The organism is Arthrobacter sp. sptzw42, from assembly GCF_059089685.1.
The window spans coordinates 141,158-164,942 of the sequence record NZ_JBNHEX010000007.1; the positions used below are offsets into that span (position 1 = coordinate 141,158).

The 23,785-nt window shown below is 65.0% G+C and carries 20 protein-coding genes; 14 read left to right on the forward strand and 6 right to left on the reverse strand.

The window, feature by feature from the left end:
- Positions 1 to 14: 14 nt before the first annotated feature.
- The 10 genes from lysS (at position 15) to AC5RT4_RS11195 (ending at position 11,160) form a co-directional block, all read left to right on the forward strand.
- Positions 15 to 1,553 carry a lysine--tRNA ligase gene (lysS, locus tag AC5RT4_RS11150; RefSeq protein ID WP_494105742.1) on the forward strand — a complete coding sequence of 513 codons (1,539 nt, stop codon included), beginning with the start codon at positions 15 to 17 and terminating at the stop codon, positions 1,551 to 1,553.
- Positions 1,554 to 1,555: 2 nt separating this feature from the next.
- Entirely contained in the window at positions 1,556 to 1,735 is a 180-nt protein-coding gene (locus tag AC5RT4_RS11155) for a hypothetical protein (protein WP_494040426.1), read from the forward strand.
- Between the two features lie 131 nt (positions 1,736 to 1,866).
- Positions 1,867 to 2,205, forward strand: a complete 339-nt coding sequence (locus tag AC5RT4_RS11160; RefSeq protein ID WP_494040427.1) for a histone-like nucleoid-structuring protein Lsr2 — start codon at positions 1,867 to 1,869, stop codon at positions 2,203 to 2,205.
- Positions 2,206 to 2,601: 396 nt separating this feature from the next.
- Positions 2,602 to 5,094: an ATP-dependent Clp protease ATP-binding subunit gene (locus AC5RT4_RS11165; protein WP_494040428.1), complete on the forward strand. Its 2,493-nt coding sequence runs from the start codon at positions 2,602 to 2,604 to the stop codon at positions 5,092 to 5,094.
- A gap of 430 nt (positions 5,095 to 5,524) precedes the next feature.
- The gene (locus AC5RT4_RS11170; RefSeq protein WP_494105743.1) at positions 5,525 to 7,648 is read left to right on the forward strand and encodes a S9 family peptidase; all 2,124 of its coding nucleotides are present in this window, start codon (positions 5,525 to 5,527) and stop codon (positions 7,646 to 7,648) included.
- Positions 7,649 to 7,840: 192 nt separating this feature from the next.
- Positions 7,841 to 8,350, forward strand: coding sequence for an amino-acid N-acetyltransferase (locus AC5RT4_RS11175; RefSeq protein WP_494105744.1), 510 nt, complete (start codon positions 7,841 to 7,843; stop codon positions 8,348 to 8,350).
- A gap of 226 nt (positions 8,351 to 8,576) precedes the next feature.
- Positions 8,577 to 9,578, forward strand: a complete 1,002-nt coding sequence (gene dhaK, locus AC5RT4_RS11180; protein WP_494105745.1) for a dihydroxyacetone kinase subunit DhaK — start codon at positions 8,577 to 8,579, stop codon at positions 9,576 to 9,578.
- A 2-nt stretch (positions 9,579 to 9,580) separates the two neighbouring features.
- The gene (gene dhaL / locus AC5RT4_RS11185) at positions 9,581 to 10,213 is read left to right on the forward strand and encodes a dihydroxyacetone kinase subunit DhaL (protein WP_494105783.1); all 633 of its coding nucleotides are present in this window, start codon (positions 9,581 to 9,583) and stop codon (positions 10,211 to 10,213) included.
- Positions 10,210 to 10,902, forward strand: coding sequence for a dihydroxyacetone kinase phosphoryl donor subunit DhaM (gene dhaM, locus AC5RT4_RS11190; protein WP_494105746.1), 693 nt, complete (start codon positions 10,210 to 10,212; stop codon positions 10,900 to 10,902). The genes dhaL and dhaM overlap by 4 nt, the downstream gene beginning before the upstream one ends.
- 81 nt (positions 10,903 to 10,983) lie before the next feature.
- Positions 10,984 to 11,160, forward strand: a complete 177-nt coding sequence (locus AC5RT4_RS11195) for a hypothetical protein (RefSeq protein ID WP_494105747.1) — start codon at positions 10,984 to 10,986, stop codon at positions 11,158 to 11,160.
- 3 nt (positions 11,161 to 11,163) lie between these two features.
- On the opposite strand, the gene AC5RT4_RS11200 is transcribed toward AC5RT4_RS11195, so the two are convergent.
- Both AC5RT4_RS11200 and AC5RT4_RS11205 read right to left on the reverse strand, forming a co-directional pair.
- The gene (locus tag AC5RT4_RS11200) at positions 11,164 to 11,655 is read right to left on the reverse strand and encodes a hypothetical protein (protein WP_494040434.1); all 492 of its coding nucleotides are present in this window, start codon (positions 11,653 to 11,655) and stop codon (positions 11,164 to 11,166) included.
- A gap of 69 nt (positions 11,656 to 11,724) precedes the next feature.
- Positions 11,725 to 12,681, reverse strand: coding sequence for an HhH-GPD family protein (locus AC5RT4_RS11205; RefSeq protein ID WP_494105748.1), 957 nt, complete (start codon positions 12,679 to 12,681; stop codon positions 11,725 to 11,727).
- 140 nt (positions 12,682 to 12,821) lie between these two features.
- On the opposite strand from AC5RT4_RS11205, the gene AC5RT4_RS11210 reads away from it, so the two are divergent.
- The gene (locus AC5RT4_RS11210; RefSeq protein ID WP_494105749.1) at positions 12,822 to 13,517 is read left to right on the forward strand and encodes a hypothetical protein; all 696 of its coding nucleotides are present in this window, start codon (positions 12,822 to 12,824) and stop codon (positions 13,515 to 13,517) included.
- 33 nt (positions 13,518 to 13,550) lie between these two features.
- On the opposite strand, the gene disA is transcribed toward AC5RT4_RS11210, so the two are convergent.
- On the reverse strand, positions 13,551 to 14,627 hold the full coding sequence (gene disA / locus AC5RT4_RS11215) for a DNA integrity scanning diadenylate cyclase DisA (protein WP_494040437.1): 1,077 nt from the start codon (positions 14,625 to 14,627) through the stop codon (positions 13,551 to 13,553).
- Positions 14,628 to 15,020: 393 nt separating this feature from the next.
- Here disA and AC5RT4_RS11220 point away from each other — a divergent pair, with 393 nt between their 5' ends.
- The 3 genes from AC5RT4_RS11220 (at position 15,021) to AC5RT4_RS11230 (ending at position 19,166) form a co-directional block, all read left to right on the forward strand.
- Entirely contained in the window at positions 15,021 to 16,112 is a 1,092-nt protein-coding gene (locus tag AC5RT4_RS11220) for an SDR family oxidoreductase (protein ID WP_494105750.1), read from the forward strand.
- A gap of 190 nt (positions 16,113 to 16,302) precedes the next feature.
- Complete coding sequence (locus tag AC5RT4_RS11225; RefSeq protein WP_494105751.1) at positions 16,303 to 17,916, forward strand: peptide chain release factor 3; 1,614 nt, start codon at positions 16,303 to 16,305, stop codon at positions 17,914 to 17,916.
- A gap of 5 nt (positions 17,917 to 17,921) precedes the next feature.
- Positions 17,922 to 19,166: a beta-ketoacyl-[acyl-carrier-protein] synthase family protein gene (locus tag AC5RT4_RS11230; protein ID WP_494105752.1), complete on the forward strand. Its 1,245-nt coding sequence runs from the start codon at positions 17,922 to 17,924 to the stop codon at positions 19,164 to 19,166.
- 77 nt (positions 19,167 to 19,243) lie between these two features.
- On the opposite strand, the gene AC5RT4_RS11235 is transcribed toward AC5RT4_RS11230, so the two are convergent.
- From AC5RT4_RS11235 to AC5RT4_RS11245, 3 genes are all read right to left on the reverse strand, one after another.
- Positions 19,244 to 20,596 carry an MFS transporter gene (locus AC5RT4_RS11235; RefSeq protein WP_494105753.1) on the reverse strand — a complete coding sequence of 451 codons (1,353 nt, stop codon included), beginning with the start codon at positions 20,594 to 20,596 and terminating at the stop codon, positions 19,244 to 19,246.
- A 243-nt stretch (positions 20,597 to 20,839) separates the two neighbouring features.
- The gene (locus AC5RT4_RS11240; protein WP_494105754.1) at positions 20,840 to 22,168 is read right to left on the reverse strand and encodes an enolase C-terminal domain-like protein; all 1,329 of its coding nucleotides are present in this window, start codon (positions 22,166 to 22,168) and stop codon (positions 20,840 to 20,842) included.
- Complete coding sequence (locus AC5RT4_RS11245; protein WP_494105755.1) at positions 22,165 to 23,781, reverse strand: aldehyde dehydrogenase (NADP(+)); 1,617 nt, start codon at positions 23,779 to 23,781, stop codon at positions 22,165 to 22,167. Before AC5RT4_RS11245 ends, AC5RT4_RS11240 begins: the two co-directional genes overlap by 4 nt.
- Positions 23,782 to 23,785: the final 4 nt, after the last annotated feature.

A 23,785-nucleotide genomic window follows, 5' to 3' on the forward strand; every position in this document is an offset into this window, starting at 1 on the left:
TCCCGGTAAACTTGATGATTGTGACTTCCCAAAACACCCCCTCGCCCAAAAACGCCCCAGAGCCGCTTGATGCCAGTGAGCAGATGCGCATCCGCATGGAAAAGCGCGCGAAGCTGATTGAGCGCGGCGTTGAGGCGTACCCGGTGGGTGTGAAACGGACGCATTCTCTCGCGGAGGTCCGCGAAAAGTATGCCCACCTTGAGGCGGACGACACCACCGGCGACGTTGTAGGCGTCACCGGCCGCGTAGTATTCGTGCGAAACACCGGAAAGCTGTGCTTTGCCACCCTCCAGGAGGGCGGCACCGACGGCAAGGGAACACGCCTGCAGGCCATGCTCAGCCTCGCCAACGTGGGTGAGGAAGCGCTGGCCGACTGGAAGGCGCTTGTGGACCTCGGTGACCACGTGTTCATCCGGGGTGAGGTCATCTCCTCCCGCCGCGGTGAGCTGTCCGTTATGGCCGAGTCCTGGTCCATGGCCTCCAAAGCGCTTCGTCCGCTGCCGGTACTCCACGCCGAGCTGAACGAGGAGACCCGCGTCCGCCAGCGCTACGTGGATTTGATGGTCCGCGACGAAGCCCGCGAAATGGTCTATACCCGCGCCGCCATCACGCGCTCCATCCGTGAGACGCTCTTCCGCCACAACTACGTGGAAGTCGAAACCCCCATTCTCCAGCTGGTCCACGGCGGCGCGCTCGCACGCCCGTTTGAGACCCACATGAACGCCTTCGACCAGAAGATGACCCTGCGCATCGCCACGGAGCTCTACCTCAAGCGGGCCGTGGTGGGCGGCATCGACCGCGTCTACGACATGGGGCGCGTATTCCGCAACGAGGGCGTGGACTCAACCCACAGCCCGGAGTTCACCACCCTGGAGTGCTATGAGGCATGGGCGGACCAGTTCGTTATGGCGCAGCGCATCAAGGAAATTATCCTCGATGCCGCGGACGCCGTGGGTGCCGGCCGCGTCCTGCAGACCGAAGCGGGGGAAATCAACCTCGACGGCGAATGGGCCTGGGTTTCCGTCTACCCCGGATTGTCCGACGCCGTTGGCCAGGAAGTCACCCCGGAGACGCCGCTGGAGGTGCTGCGTGCAATCGCCGACAAGCACGAGGTCAAGGTCGATCCCAAGTGGGACGCCGAGAAGCTGGCAGTGGAGCTCTTCGGCGAAATCGTGGAGCCCACCCTGCTGAACCCCACCTTCGTCTACGACTACCCGCCCTCTGCCCAGCCGCTCGCCCGCCCGCACCGCGAAGACGGCCGGCTGATCGAGGCCTGGGACCTCATTATCGGCGGCATGGAGCGCGGGACGGCCTTCTCCGAACTGATCGACCCCGTTATACAGCGTGAACGGCTTACCGAGCAGTCCCGGCACGCAGCCGCCGGTGATGACGAGGCCATGCAGCTGGATGAGGACTTCCTGCGCGCACTAGAATACGGGGCGCCGCCAATGGGCGGTATCGGGCTCGGCATCGACCGGCTGGTAATGCTGTTCACCGGTGCCGGAATCCGCGAAACCATCCTCTTCCCGCTGCTGAAGCCGGAAGGGCACTGAGCATGGAGTATGTAGCTGTACTCCTGCCTTCGCTGGTAGTGGGCCTCCTCTTCTGGTTCGCCATGAAGGCGATCTTTAATGCGGACAAATCCGAACGCCAGGCGGAGGCACAGGCCCAGGCTGAAGCAGAGGAGCAGGCTGCCGGGCCTGCCGGCAGCCCTGGTCCGGAATCGAATAGATAAACCGCTCGACTTTCCGCTTATATCCCCAGGAACCAATTTACGCTTTGACGCGTTGCCATAAAAAGAGTCATACTTTCAGTGAAACATCCTGCTTTTCTGAAAACCGAACCCTTTCCAAAGGAAGACTTTAAATGGCACAGAAAGTAAACATCATCCTCGTTGATGATTTGGATGGGGGATCCGCAGACGAGAATGTTAAGTTTGGCCTTGACGGGGTCAACTACGAGATTGACCTTTCGGCAGCCAATGCCGCTGAACTCCGTTCCTCACTGGAACGTTTTATCAACGCTTCACGCAAGGCTTCCGGCGGCAGCAGCGGCCGGACTGCCCGCAGCAAAGCACCGAGTGGCGGCCGCAGCCACGATTCAGCGCAGATTCGCCAATGGGCGAGGGAAAACGGCTACACCGTTAACAGCCGCGGCCGAATTCAGGCCGAAATCCAGGAAGCCTACCAAAAGGCCAATTCCTAGTTTCAGCCAGAGCCGGCCTATAAGCCCTGCTTCCCGCTTTGGGAGGCAGGGCTTCTTTGGTTTCCCGCGCCGAAAGAGCCCGTCACGCCGCATTTACTCCCACAGGCCGGCGGCATCGGCGTGCAGGGCTGCATATAGGGCGCAGGACGTTGCAGGAGGCGAACCCGCGCTGGGAGGCACCGGTGTCCAAAGGCCCGGAGTGGGTCGCCGCATCGGGCCCGGAATAAGGCTTGTTTCACCGTACTTTTTCGGGTTCCCCCCGGCTGCCGGCGGTGCCTGGCGGGACCGGCTGCCGGTATTCCCGGTCCACCCCGGTTTCCCCCGTGGCGAACACGCTCCACAAGTATGGGCGGGCCACGTAGCATCAAAGTACGTCGTAGCTAGGAGTGTGGCGAAATGTTTGAGCGATTTACGGACCGTGCCCGTCGCGTAGTTGTGCTTGCCCAAGAAGAGGCACGCATGCTGAACCACAATTACATCGGTACCGAACACATCCTCTTGGGTCTTATCCATGAGGGTGAGGGCGTTGCCGCCAAAGCTCTTGAGTCCTTGAGCATTTCGCTCGACGGCGTTCGCGAGCAGGTGCAGGAGATTATTGGGCAGGGCCAGCAGGCGCCGTCCGGCCACATCCCCTTCACCCCCCGTGCCAAGAAGGTGCTGGAGCTCTCGCTGCGCGAGGCCCTCCAGCTGGGCCACAACTACATCGGCACGGAGCACATCCTGCTGGGACTCATCCGCGAGGGTGAGGGTGTTGCCGCCCAGGTGCTGGTCAAGCTCGGCGCCGACCTCAACCGGGTCCGTCAGCAGGTCATCCAGCTCCTGTCGGGCTACCAGGGCAAGGAAACCACCGGCGCAGGCGTCGGCTCGGGCCAGCCTGAAGGCACGCCGGCAGGATCAGTTGTACTGGACCAGTTCGGGCGCAACCTGACCCAGGCTGCCCGCGAGAACAAGCTGGACCCGGTGATCGGGCGCGAGCAGGAGATGGAACGCGTTATGCAGGTCCTCTCCCGCCGCACCAAGAACAACCCGGTGCTGATCGGTGAGCCCGGCGTCGGCAAGACCGCCGTCGTCGAAGGCCTTGCCCAGGCGATTGTCCGCGGCGATGTTCCGGAGACCATCCGGGACAAGCAGCTCTACACCCTGGACCTCGGGTCCCTGGTGGCCGGTTCCCGCTACCGTGGTGACTTCGAAGAGCGACTGAAGAAGGTCCTCAAGGAAATCCGCACTCGCGGCGACATCATCCTCTTCATCGACGAGATCCATACCCTTGTGGGTGCCGGTGCCGCCGAAGGTGCAATCGATGCTGCGTCCATCCTGAAGCCCATGCTGGCCCGAGGGGAACTGCAGACCATCGGTGCCACCACGCTTGACGAGTACCGCAAGCACATCGAAAAGGACGCCGCGCTGGAGCGCCGCTTCCAGCCGATCCAGGTCAAGGAGCCTTCAGTTGCGCATGCGATTGAGATCCTGAAGGGCCTGCGTGACCGCTACGAGGCGCACCACCGCGTAACCATCACCGACGGCGCCCTCGCCTCGGCTGCAAGCCTCGCCGAGCGCTACATATCTGACCGCTTCCTGCCGGACAAGGCGATTGACCTGATCGACGAAGCCGGCGCACGGCTGCGCATCCGCCGCATGACCGCTCCGCCGGAGCTCAAGGCCATGGACGAGCGCATCGCCAAGCTGAAGATGGAAAAGGAGTCCGCGATTGACGCGCAGGACTTCGAAGGTGCAGCCGCGCTCCGTGACAAAGAGCAGAAGATGATCACCGAGCGCTCCGAAAAGGAACGCCACTGGAAGTCCGGCGGCATGGACGACATCTCTGAGGTGGATGAGGATCTGATCGCCGAGGTGCTGGCCAACTCCACGGGCATCCCCGTGTTCAAGCTGACCGAGGAAGAGTCCTCGCGCCTGCTGAAGATGGAAGAGGAACTGCACAAGCGGGTCGTGGGCCAGAACGAGGCAATCAAGGCACTGTCCCAGGCAATCCGCCGTACCCGTGCGGGGCTCAAGGATCCCAAGCGTCCGGGCGGTTCGTTCATCTTCGCCGGCCCCACCGGCGTCGGCAAGACCGAACTGGCCAAGGCACTTGCGGAGTTCCTGTTCGGTGAAGAGGACGCCCTCATCACCCTGGACATGTCCGAGTACTCCGAGAAGCACACCGTCTCCCGGCTCTTCGGTGCACCTCCGGGCTACGTCGGTTACGAGGAAGGCGGCCAGCTGACCGAAAAGGTCCGGCGTCGACCGTTCTCCGTAGTCCTGTTCGACGAAGTTGAAAAGGCCCACGCGGACCTCTTCAACTCGCTGCTGCAGATCCTGGAAGACGGCCGCCTGACCGACTCCCAGGGCCGCGTGGTGGACTTCAAGAACACCGTGATCATCATGACCACCAACCTGGGCACCCGGGATATCTCCAAGAGCGTTGCCACCGGCTTCCAGTCCGGCACCGACACGCAGACCGGCTACAATCGCATGCGTGCTCGTGTCACCGAGGAGCTCAAGCAGCACTTCCGCCCGGAGTTCCTGAACCGTGTGGATGACGTTGTGGTGTTCCCGCAGCTCACCCAGGACGAGATCATCGAGATCGTGGACATGTTCGTCACCCGCCTGGAGAAGCGCCTCAAGGACAAGGACATGGGCATCGAGCTCACGCCCAAGGCCAAGGTTCTCCTGGCAACCCGCGGCTACGATCCCGCCATGGGTGCACGGCCGCTGCGCCGCACCATCCAGCGCGAGATCGAGGATCAGCTCTCCGAGAAGATCCTGTTCGGCGAAATCCACGCCGGCGACATCGTCGTAGTGGATGTGGAAGGCGACGGCGACGACGCCAAGTTCACGTTCGCCGGCAATGCCAAGCCGCGCATCCCGGAAATCGCCCCGAGCGTCTAAACACCAAAGCAAAGGCCCCGCCCGCTCCCCGAGCAGGCGGGGCTTTCGCTTGCCCCCGTCCCGTCAAAGCGTTGGCGTCCGGCGGTTACCTTTGCTTACGAGGCTGCAGTGTTTCGGTCCGGTGCCGGCCATCAGAGATTTCCCGGCGCCTGCTCGTTCCTCGCTTTGACGGCGCCTACATAAATCCCTGATGCCCGGCACCTCGTGCATTTGCCGCCTTAAGCGAAGCGAGGGTGCCGGGGTCATTTGTGTAGCTTGCGTCAAAGCGACGAAGGAGCAGCAAGCGGCAAATGGCGCCGGGGCCGGAGCGCCCCAGCCGCGGCCGCCCAGTGCCCCGCAGCAGCGTTTGCGCTAGGCATCGATGAGGGGCATGGTGAGCGTCGCCGTTGGGTCTTTTGTGATGTGGGGCACAGTGGGGTTGAATCGGGGCATGGCTACTGAGAATCCGGCGATCCCGGACGAGCAACCTTTGACCCCTTTTCATGATCTTGACCATTACCTGTCCATCCCGCGGGTGAGTGGTTTGGCGATGAGCCCCGACGGCCGCCGGCTGGTTACCACCGTGGCCACCCTGAACGCCAAGGGAACCGAATTCGGCACGGCCCTGTGGGAGCTGGACCCGGCAGGGCAGAAGCATGCCCGCCGCATAACGCGCAGCGCCAAGGGTGAGGCTGGAGCGGCGTTTGCTGCCAACGGCGACGTGTACTTCACCTCCGCCCGGCCCGATCCGGACAGCCCCGAGGGTGACCCCGTCAACGCCCTCTGGCTCCTTCCCGCCGATGGGGGCGAGGCAAGGGTGGTCCTGAACCGGCCCGGCGGCGTCGCTGCCGTGATGACAGCCAAAGCCGCGGACGCCACCTTTGTCGTAGCGGAGGTCCTGGCGGGATCCGCCGATGAAGACGACGACGCCGAGCGGCGGAAGGTTCGCAAGGACAACAAAGTCTCCGCCATACTGCACAGCGGATATCCGGTCCGGTTCTGGGATGCGGACCTTGGGCCCGGCCAGCCGAGGATCTTCGCTGTCGAGCCGGGAAAAGAGAAGGATCCCGGTAAACCCGCCACCCTGGACGCCACGGCTCCGCTGGTTCTCCGGAACCTCACCCCTGATGCAGGTGCCAGGCTGCGCGAGGCGGAAACAGTCGTCAGCCCCGATGGCCGGACCATTTATGCCAGCTACACCAAGCCGCTGGCCAAGGCGGACAGCCGCTCCGTCCTGCTGGCCATTGACACAGCCTCCGGCAATACCAGGGTGCTCCTGGACCGCGAGGGCATGAGCTACTTCCCCGGCCCGGTCAGTCCGGACGGCCGGACCTTGGTGGTGCTGAGCGAGAGTGACACCACCCCGCACGAGGCGCCCCAGGTGAAACTGCACCTTTTGGATGTCAGCGATAACGCCGCGGACGGAGTGAAGCTCCTGACACCCCTGGCGCACGACTGGGACCGGTGGGCCAAGCCGGCAGCCTGGCTGCCGGACGGGTCCGCCCTCCTGGTCACCGCGGACGACGACGGCGCGTCGCCCGTCTTCCGGATCAGCGTCCCGGCGTCTGCGGCTGAAGTGAGCGTCACCCGGGTGACGCAGGACGCGGCGGCGTACACCGACGTCGTGGTTTCACCGGAGGGGCGCAGTGCTTATGCCCTCCGCAGTTCCTATGAGTTCCCGCCGGAGGCTGTGCGCATCGACCTGCAAACCGGGGAGACCACCAGGTTGCCGGCACCGGCGGAGCGGCCTTCCCATCCTGGGAAGCTGGAACGGATTGCGGCGACGGCGGCGGACGGCTCACGCGTCCCGGCATACCTCGCGCTGCCGGATGGCGCGTACGCTGAATCCCCGGCGCCGCTGCTCCTCTGGATCCACGGCGGACCGCTGGGATCCTGGAACGCCTGGACCTGGCGCTGGAACCCGTGGCTGCTCACGGCGAAAGGGTATGCCGTACTGTTGCCCGATCCCGCTCTCTCCACCGGGTACGGCCAGCACTACATCCAGCGGGGCTGGGGCGAATGGGGTAAGAGCCCGTATACCGACCTTATGACCGTGACCGATGCCGCCGTCGAACGCCCTGACATCGACGCCGAGCGCACTGCGGCAATGGGCGGCTCGTTTGGTGGCTACATGGCCAACTGGGTTGCCGGGCAAACCGACCGATTCAAAGCCATCGTCACCCATGCGAGCCTCTGGGCGCTGGACCAGTTTGGCCCCACCACGGACGCGTCACAGTACTGGTTGAAGGAAATGACTGAGGAGATGGCGCTGGAGAACTCCCCGCACCTTCACGTCGAAAAGATCAGCACACCGATGCTGGTGATCCATGGGGACAAGGACTACCGCGTACCCATCGGGGAAGGCCTGCGCCTTTGGTACGAGCTGCTGTCCAAGTCACAACTCGCGGCGGACCAGGACGGCCGGACCCCGCATCGGTTCCTGTACTTCCCGGACGAGAACCACTGGGTGCTTCAGCCGCAGCACGCAAAGGTCTGGTACGCCGTCGTGGAGAGCTTCCTGGCCCGGAATGTCTTGGACCAGGACCTTTCGGTGCCTCCTGAGCTGGGGTTGTAGCACCTCACCTTCGGCTCGGAGGCTGGGACATTTCCCTGCGCACCAATGGGTGCACAGGTCCATTCAGGAGGCTAAGCACGAGGCGAAGGGGCTGGGGCATTTACGTAGCGTGCGTCTAAGCGAGGAACGAGCGAGCACGCGGTAAATGTCGCAGTCCCCAAGCCGGAAGCCCTCGCCTCGTAGGATTGCTCTGTGACTGACTCCTTCCATATCCGCCCTGCACGCACCGGTGATGTTTCCGCTATCAAGAAACTTGTGGCGCCGCTGGCCGAGCAGCGGATCCTGATGGCCAAGGAGACGGTGGCCTACTACGAGAGCCTGCAGGAGTTCCGGATTGCCGAGTCCTCGGACGGCGAAGTCATTGGCTGCGGCGCGCTCCACGTAATGTGGGAGGACCTTGCAGAGGTGCGGACCCTTGCCGCTTCGGCGGACTGGCGGGGAAAAGGCATAGGGCATGTCCTGGTGGAGAGCCTGCTTGAGGAGGCGCGCGCCCTGGGGGTCGCCCGCGTTTTTTGCCTTACCTTCGAGGTGGAATTCTTCAAGCGCCACGGCTTCGAAGTAATGGCCGACCAATCGGCAGTGGATCCAATGGTGTATTCGGAATTGCTCCGGTCCCATGACGAAGGCGTGGCGGAATTCCTCGACTTGGCCAGGGTCAAGCCAAATACCTTGGGAAATACCCGCATGATCAAATTCCTGTAACCGCCCGTTTCTTCCCAATGCCTAACAAATAGCCCTGACCTGCGCTTTCTTTTACTCGAATCAATGGATAAACTGTTGAGGGCAGGGGCGGGGGCCCAAGGAAAGGGACAGTCATTGGGGGCTGTCCCTTTTCTCCGTTCGACAGGACGGGAACCCTACCGCCTCCCCATACGCCGGTAGTAGGGTCGGGAATGTCATCCTCCAGGAGCAGACCAGGAGCACACCCGTGAAAAAGCTCATCAACGATCCAAAATCGGTAGTTGACGAATCCGTGCAGGGCTTCGGCCTGGCGCATTCAGATCTCGTCACCGTAAGTGCCGATCCCACCTACATCACGCGCAAGGACGCGCCGGTTCGTGGGAAAGTAGGCCTCGTGTCGGGCGGCGGCAGCGGCCATGAGCCGCTCCATGCCGGCTTTGTGGGGCGCGGCATGCTGGACGCCGCAGTGCCCGGCGCGGTGTTCACCTCGCCCACACCAGACCAAATCCTCCCCGCGACCCTCGCGGTCAACTCGGGCGCCGGCGTCGTGCACATCGTCAAGAACTACACCGGCGATGTCTTGAACTTCGAGACCGCAGCAGAACTTGCCGAAGCTGAAGGCGTTAACGTCCGTACCGTCCTGGTCAATGATGACGTCGCCGTTGAGGACTCGCTCTACACGGCAGGCCGTCGGGGAGTGGGCGGGACAGTGCTTGTGGAAAAGATCGCCGGAGCTGCTGCCGAGCGCGGTGACGCACTGGACGCTGTTGCCGCCATAGGTGAACGGGTCAACAGCAACGTCCGCACCATGGGTGTCGCGCTGACCGCGTGCACCGTACCTCACGCGGGTTCGCCCAGCTTCGACCTGGCCGAGGATGAAATTGAGATCGGCATTGGGATCCACGGCGAGCCGGGCAGGCACCGAATCCCGATGGAAAACGCAGACGGCATCACGGACCGGCTGCTCGAACCTGTACTGACCGACCTGGGAATCGCGCCGGGGGACAAGGTGCTGCTGTTCGTGAACGGAATGGGCGGCACACCCCTGAGCGAGCTTTACATCGTCTACCGCAGGGCTGCGCAGGTGCTCGAAGACAGGGGAGCCGCCGTCGAACGCTCCCTCGTAGGTAATTACATCACCGCCCTGGAGATGCAGGGCTGCTCCATCTCGGTACTGCGGCTGGACGACGAACTCACCGAACTGTGGGACGCGCCGGTGCACACGGCGGCCCTGCGCTGGGGCGTGTGACTGTGGTCCTGGATGTGGTGTGGACGGTCAAATGGCTGACCCTGTGCGCGCAGGCAATGGCGGAGCACAGGGTGGAGCTGATCGAGCTGGACCGTGCCATTGGGGATTCTGATCACGGCGAAAACATGGACCGCGGGTTCCAGGCTGTTTTGGATAAACTGTCCGACTCCCCCCCGGAAACCCCGGGAGCCGCGCTGAAGCTGACCGCCATGACCCTGATGTCAAAGGTGGGCGGCGCGGCCGGCCCGCTGTATGGGACGGCGTTCCTTCGCGCGGCCACTTCCCTGGGGGACGCGGCGGAAATTGCTCCTGCCGCCTGGGCCGGCGCCCTCACCGCTGCGCGCGACGGGATAGTGGCACGGGGAAAGGCGGAGCCGGGGGACAAGACCATGGTGGATGCCTGGACTCCTGCGGCGGAGGCAGCAAGCCAGGCAGCCGCCGGCAGCAGCCCGGATGCACTGACCGTCCTGGTGGCCGCGGCGGAGGCCGCTGAAGCCGGAGCCGTGGCTACCGATCCACTGGTTGCCCGCAAGGGACGCGCCAGCTACCTCGGGGAGCGGAGCACCGGGCACCGCGACCCCGGGGCCGCTTCCAGTGCCCTGATCCTCCGTGCCGCCGTGCAGGCGGCCGCGTGACCGTCAGCATTGTGGTGGTCTCCCATAGCGGAAAGATCGCCGACGGCGCTGTGGAGCTTGCCGCGCAGATGGCGCCTGACGTCGTGCTGCTGGCAGCGGGCGGCACCATGGACGGCAGGATCGGCACCAGCCTGGAAAAGGTTCTTGCCGCGCTGGACAAGGTGGCCGGGGGTGATGGTGCGGTCATCATGACCGACCTGGGCTCGGCCGTGATGACAGCCGAGTCTGCGTTGGAATTTGCGGAAGACGCCTCAAAGATGGTGTTGGCGGACGCGCCCCTGGTGGAGGGGCTGGTGGCAGCTGCAGTCGCCGCCCAGGGTGGCGGCGACCTCCAAACGGTTAAGAGGGCGGCTGAAGCCGTCCGCGGCCCTGCCCTGTACTCCGAAACACCGGCATTGCTTGGCAGGAAGGGTTCTGCCACCGGTCCCGCCCCCGATTACACCGGAGATTTTGAGCTGGTGAACCAGGCCGGCATGCATGCGCGCCCAGCCGCGAAAATCGCCGGCGGGCTTTCATCGCTCGACGCGGAAGTCCAGGTCAATGGCGTTGACGGCGCGTCCATGACAGCCCTCATGACGCTGGCCGCCGGCAAGGGTTCAGTGCTGCACGTCCAAGCGTGGGGAACGGACGCGGAACGTGCAGTCAACTACGTCGGCGGGCTGGTGCAGGCCGGCTTCGGGGAACCGTAGGACGGCACGGTCCAACCTGGATGATGCCCGGGCGGTGTGTTAGCGGCACCGCAAAGCGCTCCTGCGAATATGCTCGATGCCATGGAACGGCTGTACCTCGAAGACAATTCCCCGGATATTGAAGTGCTGGAGGGGCAGACGTCCGTTGAAGAACTCCTTGTTGAGCTGGGTTTCGAGTGGCTGCCGGAATCAGGGGTTGGGGGATGCCCGGACCAGGCTGGTACCGAAGAAAGCTTCAGCCAAGCGGCGCTGTTCTGACCGTCAGGCCTGCTCGTGCAGCCCCTCTGCGTCGAGCAGCAGGGATGCGGTGATGAACCTGCCGCACTGCTTTCCGAAGGGGTAGTCGCCGCGGGGGCGGAAGTCCAGGGTCTTCACGGGTAGGGGTAATCCGTCAGGGGCAGCTGGTGCTGCCGTTACCGACATTGGCGCCTCGGTGAGGGTTTGCAGGAACAGCGTGGCGAACTTCGTGCCATCCGGGGAAGCGGTGGCAGAGCAGACACCCTCCGGGGTGCAGCCCTGGTCGATGGAGGCACTGCCCGGGTGGAGCTGCACGTCATCTTCGGTGCAGGTGCCGTCCTGGCAGGCCTGCAGATGCAGCGTTGCCACCCGCGGGGCGTAGTCGGCCGAAACACGCACCGAAACGGCAGTGGCTTGTGCGATGGCCGGGCAGGGGACGGCGCCGGGACCGGGGCCGCAAGCAGAGGCAAGTCCCGCCGTCGTCATCAGAGCCAAAAGCAGCACGCGCTTGCCCATACTTCAGGGTACGGCCGGGCGGGAAAGACCTCTGCCGCCCCCGACTAAGTGGTACAAACATCGTTATCCTTACGCGGGGAGCCGGTATCCGCCGCCGTGAAGTTCCGCCAAGCCATCCGCGAGCAGTCCCGCCAAAGCCCGGTCCAGCTGCTCCGGAGCGGAATTCAGCCTGTGCAGGGCGCCCAGCGGCACGCCGATTCCCTCGGGCGCAAAACCAAGGTCCGCGGGCTCCCGCTGGAACATCTCCGGCGGCACGGGCGCCTCGGCCTCGCGCAGTACGGCCAGCACGGCGCCGCGCACCTGGCGGTCCGTGCCGTGCCATGCCTGGCCCTTCGGAATGTACGACGGCGGCGGCTCCCCTGCCGCCCGCCACGCACAGGAATTCCGGACCGGGCAGTCGCCGCATTTGGGTGCCCGGGCTGTGCAGACGAGCGCCCCCAGTTCCATCACCGCAGCGTTCCAGCGCACGGACGTGCCGTCGTCGTGCGGCAGGAGCTGGGCGGCGAGCCGCATTTCTGCTGCGGTCAGCGCCGGGGCGGGGAGCGCAACACCGGAAACAAGCCGGGCATGGACCCGCCTGATATTCGTGTCCACCACCGTTTCGCGGCGGCCGTAGGCGAAAGCAGCTACCGCAGCCGCCGTGTAGCTGCCCACCCCGGGCAGCGCCAGCAGCTCAGCGTAGTTGTCCGGAACCCGGCCCCCATGGTCCTGCACGATCGCCACTGCTGCCGCATGCAGCCGCAGCGCGCGCCGAGGGTAGCCGAGCCGGCCCCAGGAGCGGACTGCCTCGCCGGCCGGTTCCCCGGCCAGGCCGGCGGGAGTGGGCCACCGCCGCAACCATTCATTCCAAACGGGCAGCACCCGGACCACCGGGGTCTGCTGCAGCATGATTTCGCTGACAAGCACACCCCAGGGCGAGCATTCCTGTTTCCGCCAGGGAAGGTCCCGGGCAATTTCCGCGAACCAGTTGTTAATCACGCCGTGCAGGCTGTGCAGTTCCGTCCCCGCCGGAAAGAGTGCGGGCATTGCTGTGGCGGGGGCTGGAGTGTCGATCCCAACACTGTAATTGATCCTGCTCCACCGTTGAAACGGGATGTGACCAGAGCATCGGCAGGGCGGCGGCGTGGTGGGCAGGCAGATCCGCGCCGGTTCTCTAGCCTAGAAGGATGGGCAGGCAAGGCGATTCAGCATCACAGGGCAGGGCGACGGCATCCGGTTCCAGCAGCGTACATAAGGCGAGCCCGGCCGTGTACCGCCGCCGCCGGCTGTTCCTCGGTGCGGCGCTGCTGATGGTGATCGCTCTGGTAGCCGGAGGGTTCACCCTGGCCGGTGCCTTAGGCGGCAAGTCTGAGCAGGCGTCCTCAGCGGACCCAACCGCCGGCGCGACGGCTTCAGCTGACCCCTCAGCGGAACCGTCGCTGTCGCGCTCGGCTTCGGTACCGACGCCCACCCCGACGCCATCAGCCACACCCACCTGCAACCAGAACCTGGTCACGGTCTCCGCGTCCACGGACAAGGCCTCCTACGGGCCCGGGGAAAACCCGATGCTCACCCTCAAGGTGACCAATGGCGGCACCATGCCCTGCGAGGTCAACATCGGGACCTCTCAGATGGAGTATTTGGTGACGAGTGGGCCGGACCGCATCTTCTCGTCCCGCGATTGCCAGGCAAAGAGCGAGGACCTGGTGAAAATCATCGCACCCGGCGCCAGCGAGACCGCCAACTTCCCGTGGTCCCGGAACCGCAGCGTTGAAGGCTGCCAGCCCGTGGAAGCCAAACCAGGAGACGGCGGGGCGTACTACATTTTCACTGCGAAGCTCGGATCCAAAGCCAGCCCCAAGGCGGTTTTCCAGCTGAACTGACGGGTTCTCCAAAGGGCTTGTTACGCGAAGGTTTTAGAGGAAGCGGTCCAGCAGGCTTGCTTCGGCCATCCGGCTGAGGCCTTCCCGTACGGTCCTGGCGCGCTGGTCGCCGATGCCGTCCACTGTCATCAGGTCATCAATCGTGGCTGCCATCAGGAACTGCAGCCCGCCGAAGTGGTCCACGAGGCGGTCCGCCACGGCCTTTGGAACTGCCTTCAACCCCGAAAGAAGCCTGTATCCGCGGGGCTGCACCACGGCGTCAAGGTTCGCCTCGCCCCCCGCGAAGCCGACGATTCCCGAGATCCGGCCGAGGTCGATCAGCTCCGTAGGCCCGAGGTTCACGAGGGCGCTGACGGCTTTTTCGATGTCCTCGGGGGAGGCGTTGGGCGAGGCGTAGTCGCGGATAATGACGTCGCTTCCGGGGCCGCGGCCCACGGTGAGCTCATCGAGCTGAAGTGAAAGGAGACGGCCGTCCTCGCCGAGTTCAAGGACGTACTGGGAGATTTCCTCCGAAATGCGGCGGACCATTTCCTGCCGCTGCAGGGTGACGGCCACGTCCCGGACCGTCACCATCGCTTCGATTTCCAACGCAGAAAGGGAGCTTGTGACCTGGTCCAGGCGCGACCGGTACCGCTCAAGGGTGGCGAGGGCCTGGTTGGCGCGCGCCAGGACTTTCTCCGAGCCCTCCAGGACGTGGCGCAGGCCGTTCACGTAGAGGGCAATGATCTGCATCGACTGGCTGACGGAGATGACGGGAACGCCGGTTTGGATGGCGACGCGCTCGGCGGTGCGGTGGCGGGTGCCGGATTCCTGGGTTTCGATGCTGGAGTCCGGCACAAGCTGGACGGCGGCGCGGAGGATGTTGCCGGCGTCCTTGTCGCAGATGATAGCGCCGTCCATCTTGGCGAGCTCGCGCAGGCGGGTGGGGGAGAAATCAATGCCGATGTCGAAGCCGCCCGAGCAAATGGAGTCGATGGTTCGGTCCGAGCCCAGTACGATCAGTGCGCCGGTCCGGCCGCGGAGGATGCGCTCAAGGCCATCGCGCAGCGGGGTCCCGGGTGCCACCCTGGCAAGAGTTGCCCTCAAAGATTCTTCGGGGCTCCGCGCCATCAGGTGTTTCCCTTCAAAGGTGCGGGTTGCAGCCCGCAGAAATGCCGGCTTTCACGCTTGGCCGGCAGGAACAAAAGTACTCATTTTCCCGCAAGCTCAATGATAGGGGTAAGAAAACCCAACTTCCGCACGGTGATGCCCTAAAGTGCCCCACTGCAGGGTCCGTGGAAGCGTACATTAACGCGCCCGACGGCGGCCGGCCGGGTGGGTACTTTGGCTTCCGCTCCGTTCACTACCCTCAGCAGCTGCAGGAATATCTGCCCGGCCAGGTGGCTTGTCCCTAAGAGACCGACAACGGCCCGGCAGCGGCCGTGCCCGCAGGGCAGCGACACACCGGCGCCCGGCCCACCGGATTCGTTTGCCGCACGGGCAGCACCGACCAATAGGAGCACCATGGATTTAGCCTCAGGAACAACAGCCCGCACGGAGCGGACGGCGCTGGTAGTGGGGGCCACCGGCATCGCCGGATCAGCTCTTGTGGACAATTTGGCAGGGGAGGGGTGGGCTGTCCTGGCCTTGTCCCGGAGACCCGGAGCAGAGCGCCCCGGTGTCCGCTGGCTCTCCGCTGACCTCACCTCGGCGGCGTCATTGGCCGCTGCACTGGGGCCCGAGAACCCCTCGCATGTCTTCTTCACAGCATGGTCGCGGCGTGACACTGAAGAGGAAAACATCACCGTCAACGCCGGTATGGTGCGCGATCTCCTCGCGGCACTCCGAGGCAAGGACGTAGCCCACGTTGCCCTGATGACCGGACTCAAGCACTACCTGGGACCTTTTGAGGCCTATGCGGCCGGAGAAATGGCGGATACGCCCTTCCACGAGGAGGAGCCACGCCTGCCGGTGGCCAACTTCTATTATGCGCAGGAGGATGAGCTCTGGGCCGCCGCTGCTGCGCAAGGTTTCACCTGGTCCGTCCACCGCGCCCACACCGTGATCGGGCACGCGGTGGGCAACGCCATGAATATGGGCCTCACGCTTGCGGCGCAGGCGGCACTTTGCCGGGAAAACGGCGAGCCGTTCGTTTTCCCGGGATCCGAGACGCAGTGGAACGGACTGACTGACATGACGGAGGCGGGCGTGCTTGCGGAGCACATGGTCTGGGCCGCCACCACGCCGAAAGCAGCCAACGAGGCGTTCAATATCGTGAACGGGGATGTCTTCCGCTGGCGCTGGATGTGGCCGAAGCTCGCGGCCTACTTCGGCGTGGCCTGGGAAGGGTTCGAACGGGAACCACGCCCCCTCGAACAAACCATGGCAGGGCGCGGGGACCAGTGGAGGGAACTTGCCGGGCGCCATAACCTGATCGAGCCGGACCTGGACCGCGTCGCGTCCTGGTGGCACACGGACAGCGACCTGGGACGCAATATTGAAGTAGTCACGGACATGGGCAAAAGCCGGGATGCCGGGTTCACCGGGTACCGGCGGACGCTGGAGGCATTCACTGCCCTGTTTGACCGCTACCGGGCTGAAAACCTCATTCCCTGATCGGGTGGGCCGGCCGGGAGCCGGGTGACTGGCGGGTGCGGCGATGGAAGGTACGAACGCCGCCCCCGCCGGTTTGCAGCCCTGCGATAAACTTGAACTTGGCTGTTCGCCAGTCCGTTTCCCCGGCCCCCAGCCGCGCCTGATGAGGCAGTGAACGGGGTTTGCCCAAAACCGCACCGAAAGTAGCACCGTGTCCCAAGATGTCCTCACCCCCGCCCGGATCTCGGAGATTCACCAAGAGGCGGGCCGGCGTCGGACCTTTGCTGTCATTTCCCACCCTGACGCGGGCAAGTCCACGCTCACCGAGGCCCTGGCCCTGCACGCCAAGGTGATCGGCACCGCCGGCGCGTCCAGCGGCAAGGCAAACCGCAAGGAAACAGTTTCGGACTGGATGCAGATGGAAAAGGACCGAGGCATTTCCATCAGCTCCGCGGCGCTCCAGTTCTCCTACCGGGACACCGTCATCAACCTCCTGGACACCCCCGGCCACGCCGACTTCTCGGAGGACACCTACCGGGTGCTCGCCGCCGTCGACTGCGCCGTGATGCTCGTGGACGCCGCGAAGGGCCTGGAAACCCAGACCATGAAGCTGTTCGAGGTCTGCAAACAGCGGAACCTGCCCATCATCACCGTCATCAACAAGTGGGACCGCCCCGGCCTGGACGCTCTTGCTTTGATGGATGAGATCACCGAGCGAACCGGGCTGCAGCCCATGCCGCTGACCTGGGCAGTAGGCATATCCGGCGACTTCCGCGGCGTTTGGGATCTCCGCAATGACCGCTTCGCCCATTTCCAGCGCAACAACGCCGGCGCACAGATCGCCATCACCGAGTACTTCACCCCGCAGGAAGCGGCGGAAAGCCAGGGCAGCAACTGGTCCGACGCTGTGGACGAAGCCGGCCTGGTCATCGAATCGAACCTGGAGTTCGACGTCGAAAGCTTCCACGCCGGCAAGGCCACCCCCATCCTGTTCAGCTCTGCCGCGCTCAACTTCGGCGTCAAGGAACTGCTGGACGCGCTGGTGGACTTCGCCCCGCCGGCAGCACCGCGGCCGGACGTGGACGGCACGCCGCGTCCGGTGGCCTCCCCGTTCTCCGGCTTCGTCTTCAAGGTCCAGGCCGGCATGAACAAAGCCCACCGCGACCACGTGGCCTTCATCCGCGTCTGCTCCGGCGTCTTCGAGCGCGGCATGGTGGTCACCCAGACCCGCACCGGAAAATCCTTCGCCACCAAATACGCCCAGCAGGTCTTCGGCCGGGAGCGCGAAGTGATCGACGAGGCCTACCCCGGCGACGTGGTGGGCCTGGTCAACGCCTCCTCGCTGCGCGTGGGGGACAGCCTCTACCTTGAGGACGCCGTGGAATACCCGGCCATCCCGCTATTCGCCCCCGAGCATTTCCAGGTGGCCCGGTCCAAGGACCCCAGCAAGTTCAAGCAGTTCCGCCGCGGCATCGAACAGCTCGAGCACGAGGGCGTTATCCAGCTGCTCCGCTCCGACGTCCGCGGGGACCAGGCGCCGGTGCTTGCCGCCGTCGGACCCATGCAGTTCGAAGTGGTGGAGGACAGGATGGCGCACGACTTCAGTGCCCCTATGCGGCTGGAACGCCTGCCCTACTCTTTGGCCAGGATCACGACGGCGGACGCCATGCCCGCGCTCGCCAACGTACCGGGCGCCGAGGTGCTCCTGCGGTCCGACGGCGAGTACCTCGCCTTGTTCAACGACGTTTGGGCCCTCCGCAGGATCGAAAAAAACCACCCGGACCTGACCCTCGTGCCCATCGGCACCCACAACCCCGCAAAGTAGGAACCGTGAACGCAGTGCAACCCAGCGCAGTCCAACCCCGCGCATTGATCACCGGCGCCGGGACCATCAACCCGCTCGGCTCCTCGGTGGCCGAAACCTGGTCCGGAATGGTGGCCGGCAAGTCGGGCATTGGACCGCTTGGGGAAGCCTGGGCGGAACAGCTGCCCGTGAAAATTGCGGGACAGGTGACCACCGACCTTTCCGGCCACCTCAGCACGCGCGAAATGAAGCGCATGGACCGCTGCGGGCAGCTCGCGCTCATCGCTGCCCGGGAAGCCTGGAAGCAGGCCGGCGCGCCGGACGTGGATCCTGAGCGTTTCGCGGTGGTGATCGGCTCGGCGTACGGCGGGCTCGGGTCCACCCTGGAGCAGGACCGCACCCTTGCCGAATCCGGCCCGCGCAAGGTTTCACCGCACACGCTCACCCGCCTTATGGTGAACGGCCCGGCGGCCTGGGTCTCGATCGACCTCGGTGCCCGCGGCGGCGCCCGGACGCCGGTCAGTGCCTGTGCCTCCGGGGCGGAGGCGATTGTCCAGGCAGCCGAGATGATCCGCTCCGGTGCTGCCGACCTCGTGATTGCCGGCGGCGTTGACGCCTCGGTTAATGACCTGGTTATCACCGGCTTTTCCCAGATCCGCGCCTTGTCCACCCGTTCCGGGGACCCGCAGCAGGCTTCGCGCCCGTTCGATGGCGGCCGGGACGGCTTTGTCCTCGCGGAGGGCGCCGGTGTGGTGGTGCTGGAGAGCGAAGAGCACGCCCGCGCCCGCGGCGCAGCCGTGTTGGGTGCTGTGGCAGGCGGTGCTGTGACATCGGACGCAAATGACATTGTGGCGGCTGATCCTGCCATGCAGCGGCGGGTTATGCAGAAGGCGCTTGATTCCGCGGGCCTTGCTGCCGAAGACATCGGGTTTGTGCATGCCCACGCCACGTCCACGCCGGTGGGGGACCGTTTGGAAGGCCAGGCGATCAACGCAATCTTCGGTCCGGACATCCCTGTCACTTCCACCAAGGGCCATACCGGCCATCTGCTGGGCGGTGCCGGTGCGCTCGCGGCCGTTGTGGTGGTTGAGGCACTGCGGACCGGGATGCTTCCGGGAACCTTGAACGTCCAGGAACTGGACCCCGAGGTAGAGCTCAACGTCGTCACCGAAGACGTCCGCCAGCTCCAGCCAGGCAACGCCCCGGCGGGCCTGGTGAACGCCTTCGGGTTTGGCGGGCACAGTGTTGCCTTGGTAATCACGGGGGAATAACGCAAAAGCCCGGAGCCAGTTCCCTGGCTCCGGGCTTCATCCGTTGGCCGGCAGGATTCCTGCCGGCCTTGAAGGCGTTATGCCCGGCTCGGAACCGGTGCCTCCACTGGGACTGCGTGTGACTCCAGTGCTTCGCCGTTTCCGCTGCGGCGTTCCTTCAGGAAGTACACCAGGCCTGCAGCGGCTGTGGAGGCCGCTGCCAGCGCAAACAGGCCGGGGATGACGCTTCCGGTCTGCTCCTTGATGATGCCGAAACCGAACGGGGCAACGAACCCGCCCAGGTTTCCCAAGGAGTTGATAATGGCGATGGCCGGAGCCAGGACCATCGGATGCAGCCCGGACTGCGGGATGGTCCAGAACAGCGAGGAGGCGCTCCTGAAGCCCATGGCGGCGATGGCCAGGAAGACCAGGGCCATGACCGGCGAGGCGACCGCGGCGGCGAATGTACCTGCGGCGGCTACCAGGAGTGCAACCACCAGCAGCGGGCGCTTGGACCTGGCTTTGTCCTGCAGCTTGGCGGCAAAGTACATGGCGAACACTGCGCAGACCCACGGGATGGAGGACAGGAAGCCCACGGTGAGGTCGGTGGTGCCCGGGATCTGCTTGATGATGCTGGGAAGCCAGAACGTGTTGGCGTAGATGGACAGCTGGATGGAGAAGTAGATGCCGCACAGCAGCAGGATCTGCGGGTTCAGGAGCATCTTCCAGCGGTTGATCTTTCCACCGTCTGCTGCGGTGTGCTGGGCGTCCTCATCGGCGATGGCGCGGGACAGGGCGGTCTTCTCAGCTTGGTTGAGCCACTTGGCGTCCGCGATTCTGGCGTCCAGGAGGAAGAACACGGTAAAGCCCACAACCACGGACAGGGCGCCCTCGAAGCCGAAGAGCCACTGCCAGCCGCGCAGGCCAAGGGCGCCGTGGAGGCTGAGCAGCATCCCGGCGATGGGGCCTGAGATCGCGGCAGCGATGGAGGAACCGGCGATGAAGATTGCGGTGGCATTGCCCCGCTGGCCGGCGGGGACCCAGCGGGCGAAGTAGAAGATGACGGCGGGGAAGAACCCGGCTTCGGCTGCGCCCAGCAGGAAACGCAGGACATAGAACATCGTCTCGTTCTGCACGAACGCCATCAGGAAGGAGACGATGCCCCAGCTGACCATGATCCGGGCCAGCCACACCTTGGCGCCGTACTTTTCCATCATCACGTTGCTGGGAAGTTCGAAGATGGCGTAGGCGATAAAGAAAAGCCCGGCTCCGAATCCGTACGCAGCGGCGCCGATGCCCACGTCAGCCTGGAGGTGGTCCTGTGCGTAGCCGATGTTTGACCGGTTCAGTTGGTTGCACACCAGCATGACCAGCATGATGGGCAGCACGCGTTTGAAGAACTTCTTTGTGGCTGTGGCCACATCCGAGACAGCACTGTCAACAGACATCATTGACTGTATTTCCTTTGGGGTAGAGATCCCGGGCCTGCTGCGGGGCGGGGAGAGTGTGGGGCCAGCCACAGCGACCCTCCTACTTTAGGTCGTTGCTGTGATGCAGGTCCAACACGCTTTACGCCGGGCTTCATGCCCTCTGGGCATGGTGTTGGCCCCTGGGGCAGCAGACGGCTGCGGCCCCTTCCAGCCTGCGGTTGCAGGACGGAAGGGGCCGCGGTCAGGCCTTGAGGCTGCGCCCTGCTACCGGACCAGGCAGGGCCGCTTAGGGTCGAAGGACCAGCCGTCGATGTAGTACTGCATGCCAATGCTGTCGTCGCGGGCGTCGAGGCCATGCTCCAGGTACAGCTTGTGGGCCTTGTCCAGGGCTTCGCGGTCCAGCTCTATTCCCAGGCCCGGGGCTGCCGGGACCTCGATGGCGCCGTCCTTGATCTGCAGCGGGTTTTTGGTCAGCCCCTGTCCGTCCTGCCAGATCCAGTGGGTGTCCAGTGCCGTGATCTCGCCCGGAGCCGCGGCGCCGGTGTGCGTGAACATGGCCAGCGAGATGTCGAAGTGGTTGTTTGAGTGCGAGCCCCAGGTGAGGCCGAACTCGTGGCACATCTGGGCCACCCGGACTGAACCGTGCATGGTCCAGAAGTGTGGATCGGCAAGCGGGATGTCCACGGCGTTGCTGCGGATGGCGTGGGACATCTCGCGCCAGTCCGTGGCGATCATGTTGGTGGCCGTCTTCAGCCCGGTGGCGCGGCGGAATTCCGCCATCACTTCGCGGCCGGAGAAACGCCCTTCGGCGCCGCAGGGGTCCTCGGCGTATGCCACCACACCCTGCATCCGCTTGCCCAGCCGGATGGCCTCCTCCAGGAGCCAGCCGCCGTTCGGGTCCAACGTGACCCGTGCGTCCGGGAAACGCTTGGCGAGGGCCGTGACCACGTCCACCTCGTCATCGCCGGACAGCACGCCGCCCTTGAGCTTGAAATCGCTGAAGCCGTAGCGTTCCTGCGCAGCTTCCGCCAGCGCGACGACGGCCTCCGGAGTCATGGCTTCCTGGCGCCGGAGCTCCTCCCAGCGGTCAGCGGGGGCGTCCTCCACCAGGTAGGGGAGGTCCGTCCGCTTGTGATCGCCCACGAAGAAAAGGTAGCCCAACATGGGCACGGACGTGCGCTGCTGGCCATCACCGAGCAGTTCGGCCACGGGGACGCCGAGGAACTGGCCGTGCAGGTCCAGCAGGGCTGACTCGACGGCGGTAACGGCATGGACCGTGGTGCGCAGGTCGAAGGTCTGCAGGCCGCGCCCGCCGGCGTCGCGGTCTGCGAATTCGGCCGCGACCTCCCGCAGGAGTGAGCGATAGCGGGCCACCGGTTTGCCGTTGATCAGGGCACCGGCTTCTTCGATGGTGGTGCGGATCTTTTCGCCGCCGGGAACTTCACCGAGGCCGGTACGTCCGTCCGAGTCGGTGATGATGACGATGTTGCGGGTGAAGAACGGGCCGTGGGCGCCGCTGAGGTTCATCAGCATGCTGTCGTGGCCCGCAACGGGGACCACCTCTACGCCGGTGATGATGGGCTGGTTGCTCATGCGCCGACCTCGGCTTTCTCTTCAGCTGCCAGGACTACGGTGCCGTCGATGAGGCGGTTGACCTTCCAGGGGTTCTCGTCCTGCAGCGGGGCAGGGAGGAGTTCCTGGGGAATGTTCTGGTATGCGACGGGGCGCAGGAAGCGGTTGATGGCGAGGGTTCCAACGGAGGTGGTGCGGCTGTCGGAGGTGGCGGGGAAGGGGCCGCCGTGAACCATGGCGTGGCCTACCTCGACGCCGGTGGGCCAGCCGTTGATGATGATGCGGCCTACTTTCTGCTCCAACGCCGGGATCAGGGGTGCCGCCGTCGGGTAGTCCTCTTCGGTGAGATGCAGCGATGCTGTCAGCTGGCCTTCGAGTCCGCTGATGGCCTCGATCAGGTCCTCCGAGCTGGCGTAGCGGATGACCAGGCTGGCAGCACCGAAGATTTCCTCGTGGAGGACGTGGTTGGTCACGAAGTCCTTGACCTGCGTGCCGAAGATGGTGGGAGCGGGCGCGTTTTTCGTTGCACCCTCCAGGCCCTTGCCAATGAGGTCCACACCTGCGGCGTTTCCGAGTGCTTCGGTGCCTGCGTTCCAGGAGCCGGCGATGCCTTCGGTCAGCATGGTCTGGCCGGCGCAGGCGGCCACGGCACGGGCGACGGCGGCTGCGAGTTTGTCCCCTGCCTCACCTTTGGGGGCGAACAGCAGGCCGGGCGAGGTGCAGAGCTGACCAGAACTGCCGGTGACGGCGGTGACGTACTGCTGGGCCAAGGCCTCAATCTGTTCCGCGGAGCCGCTCAGGGCACCTTCGAAGACGAAGACCGGGTTCAGCGAGGACATTTCCGCATAGACGGGAATGGGCTCGCGGCGGGCAGCGGCGGTTTTCATGAGTGCTATGCCCGCGGCCTGGGAGCCGGTGAAGCCGACGGCCTTGATGGCGGGGTCGGCGACGAGGTCCTGGCCGATGCTGGCGCCCGGTCCGTAGATCAGGGAAAACACTCCCGGGTGCAGGCCGAAGTCCTTGACGGCCTTGACGACGGCCTGGCCGACGAGTTCACCGGTGCCCGGGTGGGCGTTGTGGGCCTTGAAAACTACCGGGCAACCGGCAGCCAGGGCTGACGCGGTGTCGCCACCGGCGGTGGAGAAGGCGAACGGGAAGTTGCTGGCACCGAACACTGCCACCGGTCCGAGGGGGATCTGGCGCTGCCGGATGTCTGCCCGGGGCAGCGGGGTGCGGTCCGGGATGGCGGGGTCGATGCGAACGCCGCGGAAGTCACCCGTACGGACAACTGTTGCGAAGAGCCGCAGCTGGCCGGTGGTGCGCGCCCGTTCGCCCTGGAGCCGGGCAGCCGGGAGGCCGGTTTCCTGGCTTGCACGGATGATCAGTTCCTCGCCGATGGCTTCGATGTTGTCCGCGATGGCCTCGAGGAACCCCGCGTGGGATTCCGGGTCGAGGGTCGAGAAGGACGGGTACGCGGCGGCGGCCGCTGCGGTGGCTGCCTTGAGCTGGTCCTCGGTCAGGAGCGAATAGGCGGGGTCGAGCTGCCCGTTGGTGGCGGGGTTGTAGCCGTGGGCTGTTTTTCCTTCGCCGATAACGGTTTGTCCGGCGATCAGGGAGTGTCCGGTGAGGGTCACGATG